This window comes from Rhodococcus sp. M8 (genome assembly GCF_015654185.1).
In the GTDB taxonomy this organism is placed as follows: Bacteria; Actinomycetota; Actinomycetes; order Mycobacteriales; family Mycobacteriaceae; genus Rhodococcus; species Rhodococcus aetherivorans.
On the sequence record NZ_CP064065.1, the window covers coordinates 1681774 to 1695522 of the forward strand.

The 13749-nt window shown below is 71.1% G+C and carries 13 protein-coding genes; 3 read left to right on the forward strand and 10 right to left on the reverse strand.

Features of this window, described 5'->3' with window-relative positions; translation table 11 throughout:
* Nucleotides 1-176: 176 nt before the first annotated feature.
* Together ISO16_RS07630 and guaB are read right to left on the reverse strand one after the other, a co-directional pair.
* On the reverse strand, nt 177-1316 hold the full coding sequence (locus ISO16_RS07630) for a GuaB3 family IMP dehydrogenase-related protein (protein WP_050035516.1): 1140 nt from the start codon (nt 1314-1316) through the stop codon (nt 177-179).
* Between the two features lie 73 nt (nt 1317-1389).
* Nucleotides 1390-2913, reverse strand: a complete 1524-nt coding sequence (gene guaB, locus ISO16_RS07635) for an IMP dehydrogenase (protein ID WP_029544783.1) — start codon at nt 2911-2913, stop codon at nt 1390-1392.
* 371 nt (nt 2914-3284) lie between these two features.
* Between guaB and ISO16_RS07640 the strand changes: the two genes are divergently transcribed.
* Nucleotides 3285-3695 (forward strand): DUF5319 domain-containing protein, encoded by a 411-nt coding sequence (locus ISO16_RS07640; protein WP_006934975.1) that lies wholly within the window; start codon nt 3285-3287, stop codon nt 3693-3695.
* 67 nt (nt 3696-3762) lie between these two features.
* Here the strand turns inward: ISO16_RS07640 and ISO16_RS07645 are convergent, their stop codons facing one another.
* From ISO16_RS07645 to ISO16_RS07655, 3 genes are all read right to left on the reverse strand, one after another.
* On the reverse strand, nt 3763-4830 hold the full coding sequence (locus ISO16_RS07645; RefSeq protein WP_044476137.1) for an anti-sigma-D factor RsdA: 1068 nt from the start codon (nt 4828-4830) through the stop codon (nt 3763-3765).
* Nucleotides 4823-5401, reverse strand: coding sequence for a sigma-70 family RNA polymerase sigma factor (locus tag ISO16_RS07650; protein ID WP_072635659.1), 579 nt, complete (start codon nt 5399-5401; stop codon nt 4823-4825). The genes ISO16_RS07645 and ISO16_RS07650 overlap by 8 nt, the downstream gene beginning before the upstream one ends.
* Nucleotides 5402-5522: 121 nt before the next feature.
* Entirely contained in the window at nt 5523-6356 is an 834-nt protein-coding gene (locus ISO16_RS07655) for a hypothetical protein (RefSeq protein WP_072635684.1), read from the reverse strand.
* A gap of 523 nt (nt 6357-6879) precedes the next feature.
* On the opposite strand from ISO16_RS07655, the gene ISO16_RS07660 reads away from it, so the two are divergent.
* Nucleotides 6880-7173, forward strand: a complete 294-nt coding sequence (locus ISO16_RS07660; protein ID WP_029544792.1) for a WhiB family transcriptional regulator — start codon at nt 6880-6882, stop codon at nt 7171-7173.
* Nucleotides 7174-7279: 106 nt separating this feature from the next.
* On the opposite strand, the gene groL is transcribed toward ISO16_RS07660, so the two are convergent.
* Nucleotides 7280-8896: a chaperonin GroEL gene (gene groL / locus ISO16_RS07665; protein WP_072635660.1), complete on the reverse strand. Its 1617-nt coding sequence runs from the start codon at nt 8894-8896 to the stop codon at nt 7280-7282.
* An 86-nt stretch (nt 8897-8982) separates the two neighbouring features.
* Complete coding sequence (gene groES / locus ISO16_RS07670) at nt 8983-9285, reverse strand: co-chaperone GroES (protein WP_003938034.1); 303 nt, start codon at nt 9283-9285, stop codon at nt 8983-8985.
* 698 nt (nt 9286-9983) lie between these two features.
* Between groES and ISO16_RS07675 the strand changes: the two genes are divergently transcribed.
* The gene (locus ISO16_RS07675; RefSeq protein WP_230304493.1) at nt 9984-11501 is read left to right on the forward strand and encodes an Hsp70 family protein; all 1518 of its coding nucleotides are present in this window, start codon (nt 9984-9986) and stop codon (nt 11499-11501) included.
* A gap of 31 nt (nt 11502-11532) precedes the next feature.
* Here the strand turns inward: ISO16_RS07675 and tsaD are convergent, their stop codons facing one another.
* From tsaD to tsaB, 3 genes are read right to left on the reverse strand one after another with little or no spacing between them, the layout of a single operon-like run.
* Entirely contained in the window at nt 11533-12573 is a 1041-nt protein-coding gene (gene tsaD / locus ISO16_RS07680; protein ID WP_072635662.1) for a tRNA (adenosine(37)-N6)-threonylcarbamoyltransferase complex transferase subunit TsaD, read from the reverse strand.
* The gene (gene rimI / locus ISO16_RS07685; protein WP_072635663.1) at nt 12570-13064 is read right to left on the reverse strand and encodes a ribosomal protein S18-alanine N-acetyltransferase; all 495 of its coding nucleotides are present in this window, start codon (nt 13062-13064) and stop codon (nt 12570-12572) included. The genes tsaD and rimI overlap by 4 nt, the downstream gene beginning before the upstream one ends.
* Nucleotides 13061-13735 carry a tRNA (adenosine(37)-N6)-threonylcarbamoyltransferase complex dimerization subunit type 1 TsaB gene (gene tsaB / locus ISO16_RS07690; protein WP_072635664.1) on the reverse strand — a complete coding sequence of 225 codons (675 nt, stop codon included), beginning with the start codon at nt 13733-13735 and terminating at the stop codon, nt 13061-13063. The genes rimI and tsaB overlap by 4 nt, the downstream gene beginning before the upstream one ends.
* Between the last annotated feature and the right edge of the window lie 14 nt (nt 13736-13749).

The window sequence follows — 13749 nt, forward strand, 5'->3', positions numbered from 1 at the left end:
TGTTACTCACCAGTATGCACAGACTCGCTGTGACCACTGCCACAAGGGTGCCCTAACTGTAACCTCGAGTTCTAGAAACCGCAGGTGGGCGCCGAAAACGGCTGTGGCCGAATGTCACATCACGTCGATCGGATCGACGCGATGTGACATTCGGCCACAGCGGAAGAGGGGGACGGCTACGCGCGGACGGTCAGGCCCACCTTCTGGAACTCCTTGAGATCCGAGTAGCCCGACTTCGCCATCGCGCGGCGCAGGCCGCCGACCAGGTTCAGCGAGCCGAACGGGTCGTCGGACGGACCGGCGAGCACCCGGTCCAGGCCCGGGCGCTCGTCGTAGGCGACCTGCAGCAGCGCGCCCCGCGGCACGGACGGGTGCGCACTCGCCGACGGCCAGTACCAGCCGCGGCCCGGCGCCTCGGCCGAGACCGCGAGCGGGGCCCCGAGCACGGCGGCGTCGGCACCGCAGGCGATGGCCTTGGCCAGATCGCCCGAGGTCTCGATGTCGCCGTCGGCGATGACGTGCACGTACCGGCCACCGGTTTCGTCCAGGTAGTCGCGACGGGCGGCGGCGGCATCGGCGATCGCGGTCGCCATGGGCACGCCGATGCCCAGCACCTCGCTCGTGGTGGTGGCCCCGGCCGTCGAGCCGTAGCCGACGATGACGCCCGCCGCGCCCGTGCGCATCAGGTGCAGCGCGGTGCGGTGGTCGCTCACACCGCCCGCGACGACGGGCACGTCCAGCTCGGAAATGAACGTCTTGAGGTTCAGCGGCTCGCTCTCGCCGTGCGCGACGTGCTCCGCGGAGATGATGGTCCCGTGGATGACCAACAGGTCGATGCCCGCCTTCACCAGGTGCGGGGTCAGCGCCCGCGCGTTCTGCGGGCTGACCCGCACGGCCGCGGTCACGCCCGCGTCGCGCACCTGTGCGACGGCGGCGGCCAGCAGGTCGGGCTGCAGCGGGGCCGCGTGGAGCTTCTGCAGGTGGGCGATCGCCGCAGCCGGGTCCGCGTCGGACTCGGCGATGCCGACGAGCCTCTCGATCTCGGCGTCGACGTCGGCGTGCCGGCCCCACAGGCCCTCACCGTTGATGACGCCGAGACCGCCGGCCCTGCCCAGCTGCACCGCGAAGGACGGCGAGACCAGCGCGTCGGTGGGATGGGCGAGCAGCGGGATGTCGAATCGGTACGCGTCGAGCTGCCAGGCCGTCGACACCTCCTTCGAGGAGCGCGTCCGGCGGGACGGCACGATGTTGATGTCGTCCAGCTCGTAGGTGCGTCGGGCGGTCCGCCCCATGCCGATTTCAACCAGGTCGCGCACGCGCGTCCCTTTCTTCTCAGGTAGATGCCCCCGCCGGACACTCCGGCGGGGGCCCGATCGCGGACTCGGTGCTCTAGCGAACCACGTAGTTCGGTGCTTCGGCCGTGATCGTGATGTCGTGCGGGTGGCTCTCCTTGAGACCCGCCGCCGTGATCTGCACGAACTGTGCCTCCTGCAGCTGTTCGATGCTGGCGGCCCCGGCGTAGCCCATCGCGGCGCGCAGACCACCGATCAGCTGGTGGGTCACCTGCTGCAGCGGACCGCGGAACGGCACGCGGCCCTCGATGCCCTCGGGCACCAGCTTGTCCTCGGAGAGCACGTCGTCCTGGAAGTAGCGGTCCTTCGAGTACGACTTGGCCGCGCCCCGGCTCTGCATCGCGCCGAGCGAACCCATTCCGCGGTAGCTCTTGAACTGCTTGCCGTTGACGAGGATCAACTCGCCGGGCGACTCGGCGGTGCCGGCCAGCAGGGAGCCGAGCATGGCCGTGGAGGCGCCGGCGGCGAGAGCCTTGGCGACGTCGCCGGAGAACTGCAGGCCGCCGTCGGCGATGACCGGGACGCCCGCGGGCTTGGCGACCGCGACGGCCTCGAGGATGGCGGTGATCTGCGGGGCGCCGACACCCGCGATGACGCGGGTGGTGCAGATGGAGCCGGGTCCGACGCCCACCTTCACGGCGTCCACGCCGGCCTCGATGAGCGCCGCGGCGCCCGCCCGGGTCGCGACGTTGCCGCCGATGATCTGGACTCGGTCGCCGACCTCGGCCTTGAGCTTGGCGATCATGCCGAGCACACCCGCCGAGTGACCGTGGGCGCTGTCGACCACGAGCACGTCCACCCCGGCGTCGGCCAAGGTCATGCCACGGGTCCACGCGTCGTCGCCCACGCCGACCGCGGCGCCGACGAGCAGGCGACCGTCACGGTCCTTGGTGGCGTTGGGGTGCTGCTCGGTCTTGACGAAGTCCTTGACGGTGATCAGGCCGGTCAGGCGGCCCTGTCCGTCGACGATCGGCAGCTTCTCGATCTTGTGGCGGCGCAGCAGCCCGAGGGCGGCCTCGGCGGTGACCCCCTCCTGCGCGGTCACCAGCGGCGCCTTGGTCATGACCTCCGAGACCGGGCGGTTCTGGTCGACCTCGAAGCGCATGTCCCGGTTGGTGATGATGCCGACGAGCTGGCCGTCGTCGTCGGTGACGGGCAGCCCCGAGATGCGGAAGCGCGCGCACATGGCGTCGACCTCGGCGAGCGTGGCGGTCGGCTTGCAGGTGACCGGATCGGTGACCATGCCGGCCTCGGACCTCTTGACGGTCTCGACCTGCGCGGCCTGCGCCTCGGCGGAGAGATTGCGGTGCAGGACGCCCATGCCGCCGACGCGGGCCATGGCGATGGCCATGCGCGACTCGGTGACGGTGTCCATCGCGGAACTGACCAGCGGAACGCGGAGGCGGATGTCCCGGGTCAGCTGGCTCGACGTGTCCACCTGGCTCGGGATCACGTCCGACGCGGCCGGAAGCAGCAGCACGTCGTCGAAGGTCAGACCCAGCATGGCGACCTTGTTGGGGTCGTCACCGCCGGTATGCACGTGCCCTCCGGTACTACTCATGCGGTTCGGACCCTCCATGACGCGTCGATACGGTGCGGGCGGGTGGGCCCCGGCCCGGCAACGGTGATTACGGAACACAATGTCGTGAAAGACAATGGCGTGAGCGGTGCGCACATTCCCCGGACGCTCCGAGCAACGATGCCCTGCTCGTGGACTATCGTATCGGTTTACCGGAACAGGCACACACGCGCATCCGCACGCGTGGATCCGCCCGCGTACACGAAGCCCCGCGGGAAGTCCACGGTGTGACGGCTGGCGCAGACCCCGTCGGACTGCGTAACGCGTGGATCCGCCCGCGTACACGAAGCCCCGCGGGAAGTCCACGGTGTGACGGCTGGCGCAGACCCCGTCGGACTGCGTACCGTGGAGTCGTGCGTGATCAGTTGCCTCCCGGTCTGCCACCGGACCCATTCGCTGGAGATCCCGACGATCCGTCCGCCGCACTGGACGCGATCGAGCCGGGTCAGCCACTCGACCCTGCCGAACGGCTGGCCGTCGAGGAGGATCTCGCCGACCTCGCGGTCTACGAAGCGCTGCTGTCGCCGCGCGGCATCCGCGGCCTGGTGGTGTGCTGCGAGGACTGCCACCAGGACCACTACCACGACTGGGACATGCTGCGGGCGAACCTGCTGCAGCTGCTCGTCGACGGTACGGTCCGGCCGCACGAGCCGGCCTACGATCCCTCCCCCGACGCCTACGTGACGTGGGACTACTGCCGCGGCTACGCGGACGCCTCGATGAACGAGGCGCTGCCGGTCGACCCGTACGGCCTCGACTCCTAGAAGAAGCCTCCGCACGACGGGAAGGGCCCGCCGGGACGAATGTCCTGGCGGGCCCTTCCCGTCGTGCCTACGGCGAAGGCGGGGGAACGACCGTGGAAGGCGGGGGAACGACGGTGATCGTCTGGCTGATCGACTGCTGTTCGAGTGAACTCGACGGCGCCGGCGCCGAGGCCGACGCGGTCGTCGTCGGCGAGGCCGTCGGCACGGTGGTCGGCTCCGTCGTCACCGGAGCGCTCGTCGGTCCGGTTGTCGGCTCTGTCGTGACCGGCAGCGGTTCCTGGGTGGGCACCGGCTGCGACGACGTCGGCGGCGGCAGGAGATCGACGCTGGGCTCCTCGGTGGACGTCGGCGGCACGGTTCCCGTCCCGGGCGTCGTGCCGGCGATCGTGGGATCCACCGTCGACGGGGTGGTCGCAGTGGTCGGCACCGGCGCGGGAACCACCGGCGCCGACTGGGCCGGGGGGATGGGCAGCACGGGTGGGGGCGGCGGCGGAAGGAGCTGGCTCAGCTCGGTGGTGAGCCGCTGCATCCAGTCGCCCAGCTGGTCCCGCTGGCCGGCGTCGGTGACCGACCCGGAACGCTCCTGTGCCGACTGGAGCAGTTCCTGGGCGCCTTCGGTGTCGCCGACGGCGAGCCGCTGCTCGGCCTCCTGCAGTGTCGAGGCGGTGTCGATCCGGGCGACCGTCGACTCTGCCTGCTCGCTGAAGACGACCTGCTTGACGCTCCACAGCGGGTCGCCGGGTTCGGCCTGGTAGGAGACGGCGGTCGCGCCGCCCACGGCGATGGCGATCAGGGCGGCGGCACCGGCGATGGGACGGATCAGGCGAAGCTGGGTGCGGGACCGGGACCGGCGCTCGGCGAGCGCGTCGCGGGCACCGATCTCTCGGTTGACCGCGGCGACGATCTCGTCCAGGTCCGGTTCGGAAGGAAGAGGGTCGGCGAGGATCTCGGCACGCCAGCCCGCGAGGAGCGTGGCCAGCTCGTATTCCTCGGTCGTCTCGGTGGGCACCGGTCCGTCCCCGGAGATCGCGTCGATGAGGGCATCGTCACGGCGCACTGCCGCAATGTCCACGGGGGTGCCGTCGTCGGCGAGATCGGCGAAGAAATCGTCATCCGCGCCGTGCTTCCTACCCATTTCTCTCACCTGCTCTCGTCACTTCCTTCTTCAGTCGGGCGATGGCACGGTGCTGCGCCACTCGAATGGCCCCTGCCGTACTTCCCACCGCTGCTGCCGTTTCTTCCGCGGACATGCCCATCACGAGCCGCAGGATCAAGATCTCCCGCTGCTTCTCCGGAAGCGTGCCCAGCAGCTTCTTCATCTGCCGGCTCGTCTCCGAGTTGAGTGCCTGCTCCTCCGGACTGTCGTCCAGCGACATCGACTCGGGTACCTCCGCGACCGGGTCCGCCCGGTTGCGGGCGGCGCTGCGGTGCGCGTCGGCGACCTTGTGTGCCGCGATCCCGTACACGAATGCCATGAAGGGGCGTCCCTGGTCCTGATACCGCGGCAACGCCGTCATCACGGCCAGGCACACCTCCTGCGCTACGTCGTCCGCGGAGAGCTGGCCACGCTCCGCGGATCCGACCCGCGCCCGGCAGTACCGGACGACCAAGGGCCGGATGGTCCTCAGAACCTGAGCGAGAGCCGTCCGATCCCCCTGCGCAGCCGCAGCGACAGCGGAGTCCAACTCCTCACCCATGACAGTCATCGATTGCGCAAGTCCTGGCGTTACAAAGTGACACGACCCCCCGGCCGGGTGTGCTTCCACTCGCAGTGGAACACCCCCAGACTAACGACACGACCGGACGGAACGGACGCACGGATGACTTCTAGGCCCGGATCGTTGCGAATCTCCCGCCGCGCCGGACGATGAGGGCGGCCGACTCGTCGCGCACGCGCCGGGCCGCATCACCGCCCCCCAGTCCGTCCCACAGCATCGAAGCAGCCCAGCGGAGCGGGACCAGACCGTGCGCGGTGCTGCGATCGAGCACGTCCAGGCACAGGTCGCGGGCGGGGGTCGGATCGGACTCGCCGGTCCACGAGGCGGCCTGCAACAGGTCGGACTTGATCAGGTGCCGGACCGAACCGCTGCGCTCGGCACCTGCCGCTGCGGCAGCGGAATGACGGCGGGCGGTGGCGAAGTCCCCGGAGGCGAGCGCGGTCTCGGCGGTGACCCAGTGCAGGCGCACGCGCTGGCGCCGGAACGCCTCGGGGTGGACGCCCCCCGCTTCGTCGAGACGTGCGGCGCAGCGGTCCAGCAGCCGGGCGGCGAGCCGGAGCCGGCCGCACCCGAGCGCGTCCGCCGCCAGGCCCGTGAGGGCGTCGCAGTGAGCCTCGACGGCCCACGGGCAGTCCGCCGGCGCGCCGGCGAGCGCCCGGCCGTCGAGGACGGATGCCTCACGATGCCGGCCGAGCTGACGCAACAGCGACGCCTCGGTGCTCGTCGCGAGGGACGCGAGCGCTCCGCCGGGGCCCGTGGCGCGGCGGAGCCGGGTCAGTTCCGCCCGGGCCGCGCTGTAGCGGCCCTGCCCGCCCAGCGCGACGGCCCGGTGCCACGACGCGACGGGATCGCCGGTGAGGGGCAGGGGGAACAGGCCGGGCCGGGCGCCGAATGCCGCCGAGGCGAGTGCGGACGCGTCGGACGGAAGGGCGATGTCGGGCACGCGCTCATGATCGCACCGCATCTCCCCCTCCCGACGCGGAGGTGGTCCGCATTCCGGGAAATATGCACCGGGGGCGCATGAATTACTCCGCACGACACTTGTGCTGCATCCGGTTGAACATTGGGTTTACGGCCTGTTAATTGCGGACATGGCGCCTGTACGCAAACCCGCGCACGCCGGGCCCGCCGACCCCGGCATTCTTGCCCCCGCGGCCCGGACGGGCGCCCTTCCGCGCCGACGGCAGGGCATATAGTCCCTGATCCGGGCTGTTCCGGGCACCGGACGGAGCCTCGAGCGGTCGAGGCGCACAACATCAAGACACAATCACGAATCGACCCCGATGTAAATATTTCGGTGGTTAATTCTCGCGGATCGGGATATGGAAATTGCCACTCCGCGAAACTGTTGACTCCATTTCGGCGGCCCCTTTACGGTTACGAAGCCTGAATAATTGCTTTGGGGGGAAAGACCTTCCGCCCACGGTCCGCTCGCCCCAGGCGAGCACGCTGCAAAGGAGTGCCCCATGCCTGCACCGAACCACTTGCCCGGACCCAACGCGGACGTCTGGGATTGGCAGATGCACGGACTGTGCCGTGGGGTGGACTCCTCGATGTTCTTCCACCCGGACGGGGAGCGTGGCCGGGCCAGGGCGCAGCGCGAGAGCCGGGCCAAGGAGATGTGCCGGCAGTGCCCGGTGATCGTGCAGTGCCGGGAACACGCTCTGGCCGTGTCCGAGCCGTACGGCATCTGGGGCGGCATGTCCGAGACGGAGCGGGAGATGTACGCGCGGCACCGACGACGGAGGGTCGCGGTCTGACCGGCCGCGACCCCCGGGACGACGAAGCCCCGCACGGGAAGTTCCGTGCGGGGCTTCGTGCCACCCGGGCCACCGTTACGCGCGGCCGGCCCGGGCGTTCGGATCCCTAGTGCGCGTGGCCGTGGCCGTGATTGGCCTCGGCCTCCTCCTCCGGCTTCTCGACGACCGCGCTCTCGGTGGTCAGCACCATCCGTGCCACCGAGGAGGCGTTGACGACCGCGGACCGGGTCACCTTCACCGGGTCCACGACACCGTCGGCGATCAGGTCGCCGTAGGTGAGGGTGGCTGCGTTGAAGCCGGATCCGGCCGGAGCCTCGCCGACCTTGTTCACCACGACCGCCCCGTCGAGGCCGGCGTTGCTGGCGATCCAGTACAGCGGGGCCGTGAGGGCCGCGCGCAGCACGGCGACACCGGTGGCCTCGTCGCCCGAGAGCGAGTTCTCGAGCGCGTCCAGCTCACGGGCGGCCTGCACCAGCGCCGAACCGCCGCCGGGCACGATGCCCTCCTCGACCGCTGCCTTGGCCGCGTTGACGGCGTCCTCGACACGGAACTTGCGCTCCTTGAGGTCGGTCTCGGTGGCAGCGCCGACCTTGATCACCGCGATGCCGCCGGAGAGCTTGGCGAGCCGCTCCTCGAGCTTCTCGCGATCCCAGTCGGAATCGGTGGCCTCGATCTCGCGGCGCAGCTGCGCGACGCGGTTCTGGATGTCCTCCTGCGTGCCGGCACCGTCCACGATGGTGGTGCTGTCCTTGGTGACCACCACGCGTCGGGCCGAACCGAGCAGGTCGAGACCGGCATCCTTCAGGGTCAACCCGATGTCGGCGTTGATGACGGTGCCGGCGGTGACGACGGCGAGATCGTCGAGGAACGCCTTGCGGCGGTCACCGAAGAACGGCGCCTTGACCGCGACGGCCTTGAGGGTCTTGCGGATGGAGTTGACCACCAGGGTGGACAGCACCTCGCCCTCGACGTCCTCGGCGATGATCAGGACCGGCTTGCCGTTCTCGGCGATCTTCTCGAGCAGCGGCAGGAAGTCGGGCAGGGAGCCGATCTTGTCGCGGTAGATCAGGATGACGGCATCCTCGAGCACCGCCTGCTGTGCGTCGATGTCGGTGATGAAGTACGGCGAGAGGAAACCCTTGTCGAACTGGACGCCCTCGGTGACGACAAGCTCGGTCTGCAGCGTCGAGGACTCCTCGACAGTGACGACGCCGTCCTTGCCGACGGTGCTCAGGGCCTCGCCGACCATGGTGCCGATCTCCTCGTCGCGCGAGGAGACGGTGGCGACCTGGGCGATGGCTTCCTTGCCCTCGACCGGGGTGGCGGCGGCGAGGAGCGCCTCCGACACCTTCTCGGCGGCCTGGGCGATGCCGCTGCCGAGCGCGATGGGGTTGGCGCCGGCCGCGACGTTCTTCAGGCCGGCCTTGATGATGGCCTGAGCGAGCACCGTGGCGGTGGTGGTGCCGTCACCGGCGACATCGTTGGTCTTGGTGGCAACGCTCTTGACCAGCTGGGCGCCGAGGTTCTCGAACGGGTCCTCCAGCTCGATCTCCCGGGCGATGCTGACACCGTCGTTGGTGACGGTCGGACCGCCGAACGCCTTGGCGAGCACCACGTGCCGCCCACGCGGGCCGAGGGTGACCTTGACGGCGTCGGCGAGCTGATCGACGCCACGCTCGAGTGCCCGCCGCGCGGTCTCGTTGAACTCGATTTGCTTGGACATGTTCTCCGACTACTCCTGGAACGAAGGATCCGGAACGGATTCCGCCCCGGGTCCGAGACGGAACTCCGGGGCGGAATGCGTGCGGCTTACTTGGCGACGACGGCCAGCACGTCGCGAGCCGACAGGATCAGGTACTCCTGGCCGGCGTACTTGATCTCGGTTCCGCCGTACTTGCTGTAGATGACGACGTCGCCTTCCTTGACATCGAGGGGGATGCGCTTCTCACCCTCGTCGTCCCAGCGGCCGGGGCCGACGGCGACGACGGTGCCCTCCTGGGGCTTCTCCTTCGCCGTGTCCGGGATGACCAGGCCGGAGGCAGTCGTCGTCTCGGCCTCGTTGGCCTGGACGAGGATCTTGTCCTCGAGCGGCTTGATGTTCACGCTCGCCACGATGAGCCCTCCACTTTCAGGGGTTCGATGGTCCGAGGCCTCTTGTCGTCCTCGGACAGGGTTTGTTCAGTCACCACGGTGACTCCGCGCGCAGTCCCGTCGTCGCGGGTGCCGGAACTCGCTCGGCGTCGACTAGCACTCTATACACGCGAGTGCCAGCGCTCAAGGGCAGCGGGTGCTGAATGTCCCCGTGTCGCCCCGGGCGCCCCATGCTGCCATCGAAGGCCCCTCGGCCCCGGGCGGCCCTCCGGTCGACCGCGCCCGCCCGGCAACGATGGCCGGAGGCCGGCCCCCCGTCCGCCCATGAGCCGGGCCCGTCCGCAACCGAGGAGACCTAATCGTGACCATTCGTATCCGGGAGATGCCCGGTCGGCCACCCCGCCGGGCAGCGGTCCCTTCACAGCCCACTCTCCCGCCACTGTGCTCGCCCTGCGAGCCGGAAGAACGCCTCCGAGCTGGCACAACAGCGGCGCTGCCGGACTCGGCCCGCCTCCGCCACCGACGTCCGGCGGCCGGTCCACGGGCGGGGTAGCCGGGCCTGCGGCGCGGCCGGACGGACGGGGATCGCCGGTTTTCGACGAGCGCTCGCGGCCACCCGTCTGTTACGTTCGGATAACGGAGACCGAACGCGTGACCATTCGGTGACATTGCGGCCTCGTCCGCGTCACTGTCCGCCGGTCACGCACGGGAGGGGAACTATGCGCACGTCGCTGGGGATTTCCACCGGCGCTTCCGGAGTGGGCTCAGCCCTCGTCGTCGAGGGGTCCGGGGATCGCACCACCGAGTACCGATTTCTCGCCGCCGATCCCGACGCAGCCGGGGATCTAGGCGACCTCGTCATCGATGCCCTCTCCCTCATGAGCACCCAGATCGACGGCCACGCCGTCCCCGACGCCGTGGCGGTGGCCTACCGCACGCCCGAGCACGCGGAGGCGATCCGCTCCGCGGCGGTGCGCGACGGCCACATCGTCCACCTGGTTCCGGAGACGACCGCCGTCTTCGCCTACCTGCACGGCACCGGCCTCGTCGACACCGCCGACACCCTCGCCGTCGCCGACCTCGGGGCATCGGGATTCACCGTCTCCGTTCTCGACCGACGGTCCGGATCGGTGCTGCGCTCGGCCCGGACCGGGGACGTCGGGGGCGACGCCGTCCGCGGCCGCGTCTACGACCACGTGCGCCGCCAGATCGGCCGCACCCGCGGCCGCATTCCGATCGACACCGCCCTGTTGACGGTGCGCTGCCAGGGCGCCCTCGAGGCCCTCGGCTCCGCGTCGGCCACCAGGGTCGAACTCGGTGACGCCGGCCCCGCGGTGCCCCTGACCCGCGCCGAACTCGACGAGATGGTGGCCGATCTCGCCGACGCCGCCGCGGCGTTCACGCGACGGATCTGCGGCGGCACCGAGCCGCGGCCGCAGATGCTCGCCCTCGTCGGCGGCGCCGCGGCCATGCCGGCTCTCGCCGGAGCCGTGACCTCGGCGTTCGCGGGGACCGCCGTGACGGTGCCGGAACCGGCCACGGCAGCGGCCCACGGTGCCGCGCTGCTCGCCGCGTCGTCACGCCTCGCGTCGTATCCGCCGGTGGGCGCCTCGGCGCCGACGCCGAGCACCCCCGGGGGCAAGGTCTCCGGCGCACTCGCCGGGGCGCTGGTCGTCGGTGCGCTCGTCGCCGGCTACGCGACCGACCGGATCGCGTCCGACGACACGCCCGTCTCCCCTGCCGGCACCAGCGACCAGGCCACCACCCAGCCTGCGGCGGCGGTTCCCGACACCGGACACACGCAGATCCCCTCCGAGGATCCTCACGCCACTGTCACCACGACGGCTCCGGACAACGGTTACGCACGCACGCCCGCGCCGGACCCCTACCCCACCGGGTCGCTACCCCCGACGAGCACCTCGGCGACGACCACGCCGCCCAGCACGCCGGAGTCGACCACCACCGACCGGCCCGAGTCGCCCCCGGAGGCCCCGGGCACCGACCGGCCGTGGCAGTTCCCGGGAACCCTGCCGAGCGTTTCGTTGCCGACCGTCCCGCTGCCGACACCGCCCGGTACGACACCGCCCGAGAGCACGACACCGAGCCCGACGACGTCCGCGCCGACGACCGAGTCCGCACCCGCCGAGACGACGACCGACACCTCCTCGACCGCCGCCCCGGCGGAGGGAACGACGAGTTCGTCCCCGTTGCGCATCGAACCGTCGCCGGTCGGCTGAGCCGCACCGCCCGATCCCCCGCAGCGGACGGTCAGGCCGGCACCTGGGCGATCTCGACCGGCAGCCCGGGGTCGGTCCCGACGGTGAGCGCGGACGGCTGCGCACCTCCGGCGATCAGGTGCGCCCCCAGCGCCGCGATCATCACCCCGTTGTCGGTGCACAACCGCGGCCGCGGCACCCGCAGCGTGATCCCCGCGGCGGCGCAGCGCTCCTCGGCGAGTTCCCGCAAGCGGGAATTGGCGGTGGCCCCACCCCCGAGGACCAGGGTGTCCACGCCCACATCCTGCGCGGCCCGCACCGCCTTCATCGTCAGCACGTCGGCCACCGACTCCTGGAAACCGGCCGCCACGTCCGCGAGCGGGACGGGCTCGCCGGCCCGCTCGCGCGCCTCGACGAACCGTGCGACGGCCGTCTTGAGCCCGGAGAAGGAGAAGTCGTGCCGGGCGTCGCGCGGCCCCGTCATCCCCCGCGGGAACGCCACCGCGGTGCGGTCGCCGTCCTGCGCGGCCCGGTCCAGCGCCGGACCGCCCGGAAAACCCAGCCCGAGCAAACGCGCCACCTTGTCGAAGGCCTCCCCGGCCGCGTCGTCGACCGTGGTGCCGAGCTCGACGATCGGCCTGCGGCCGAGGTCCTCGACGTGTAGCAGGTGCGTGTGCCCGCCGGAGACCAGCAGCGCCACGCACGGCGGCATCGGCCCGTGCTCGATCGTGTCCACCGCGACGTGCCCGCCGAGGTGGTTGATCGCGTAGAACGGCACGTCCCACGCCGCCGCGTAGGCCTTGGCTGCGGCGACACCGACGAGCAGCGCACCGGCGAGGCCGGGACCGATCGTCACGCACACGGCGTCGGGCTTCTCGATCCCGGCCGCGGCGAGCGCCCGTCGCATGGTCGGGACGATCGCCTCGAGGTGTGCGCGGGACGCGATCTCCGGGACGACGCCGCCGAACCGGGCGTGTTCGTCGACGCTGGAGGCCACCTCGTCGGCGAGCAGTTCGAGGGTGCCGTCGCCGACCCACCGGACGATGCCGACGCCCGTCTCGTCGCACGAGCTCTCGATGCCCATCACGATCACGACTGTGACTCCTTCCGCCGGTCCGGCCGGCACATGGTGTACGCGTCGGCGCCGCTCGGCTGGTAGTACCGCTTCCTGGTCCCGACGATCTCGAAACCCTCCCGGCGGTACAGCGCGATCGCCGCGTCGTTGTCGGTGCGCACCTCCAGGAACACGGGGCCGCCCCAGGCGTCGGCCACCCGCAACAGCTCGGCGAGCAGCGCGCCACCGACGCCGCGGCGCCGCTGCTGCGGGTCCACACCGATGGTGTGGACCTCGGACTCCGGATGGATGCCGGTGCCGAGACGGGCGAGACCGGCGTAGCCGATCAGCCGGCCTTCGTCGTCGCGGGCGGCGACGTAGTGGTTCTGCGGCGCCGCCAGCTCGGCGCGGAAGGCGCCGGCGCTCCACGGGTCGTCGCCGGGGAACAGGATCCGTTCCAGCTCGGCGCACCGTGCGACGTCGGACGGCTGCAGCGCGTCGACGAGGGGGAGCGGGTCGTGGGGGCTCATTTCTTCTTCCGGTCCGCCGTCTCCACCGCATCGGGCCGGCGCAGGTAGAGGGGCATCAGGGGCTCGGGCTCCACCCCGGCGAGCAGGTCCGCGACGGCGACGGCGACCAGGCCCGCCGGCGACGGTGTGGCCACCGGATGTGCGGGTAGCGCGAACAGGTCGGTGTGCGGGCGGGACCCGGCGATCCGCAGCGACGGCTCCGCCTTCAGCTCCGCCGGCTTGCACACGCCCGGCCCCTCGACGCGGTGGCCACCGGAGTACCGCGCCCAGTACACCTCGCGGCGACGGGCGTCGGTGACGACGAGCAGATCACCGTCGCCGTCCGTGCCGTGGACGTCGGCCGCGATCGCGTCGAGGCTGCACACGCCGTGCACCGGCACGCCGAGGGCGTCGCCGAAGGCCGCGGCGGTCGCCATACCGACACGCAGGCCCGTGAACGGGCCGGGGCCGACACCGACGACGACGGCGTCGAGGTCGGCCGGCGTGTGGCCGGTGGACGACAGGCAGTCGAGGATCTGCGGAGTCAGCACCTCGGCGTGGGCGCGTGGATTGTCCGTGACCCGCACGGCCAACGTCTCGATGTCGACGCCCCCGGGTTCACCGCCGTCGTCTACCCGGACGAGACCTGCGGTGACAGCGGGGGTGGCGGTATCCACGGCGAGAACGAGCACGAGTATCCAGAGTA

Bases quoted from the DNA above. Each gene is read 5' to 3' on its own strand.
- guaB (WP_029544783.1), bottom strand. From the start codon at position 2,913: ATGAGTAGTACCGGAGGGCACGTGCATACCGGCGGTGACGACCCCAAC.
- ISO16_RS07645 (WP_044476137.1), bottom strand. From the start codon at position 4,830: ATGGGTAGGAAGCACGGCGCGGATGACGATTTCTTCGCCGATCTCGCC.
- ISO16_RS07650 (WP_072635659.1), bottom strand. From the start codon at position 5,401: ATGACTGTCATGGGTGAGGAGTTGGACTCCGCTGTCGCTGCGGCTGCG.
- ISO16_RS07660 (WP_029544792.1), top strand. From the start codon at position 6,880: ATGCCTGCACCGAACCACTTGCCCGGACCCAACGCGGACGTCTGGGAT.
- groL (WP_072635660.1), bottom strand. From the start codon at position 8,896: ATGTCCAAGCAAATCGAGTTCAACGAGACCGCGCGGCGGGCACTCGAG.
- ISO16_RS07675 (WP_230304493.1), top strand. From the start codon at position 9,984: ATGCGCACGTCGCTGGGGATTTCCACCGGCGCTTCCGGAGTGGGCTCA.
- rimI (WP_072635663.1), bottom strand. From the start codon at position 13,064: ATGAGCCCCCACGACCCGCTCCCCCTCGTCGACGCGCTGCAGCCGTCC.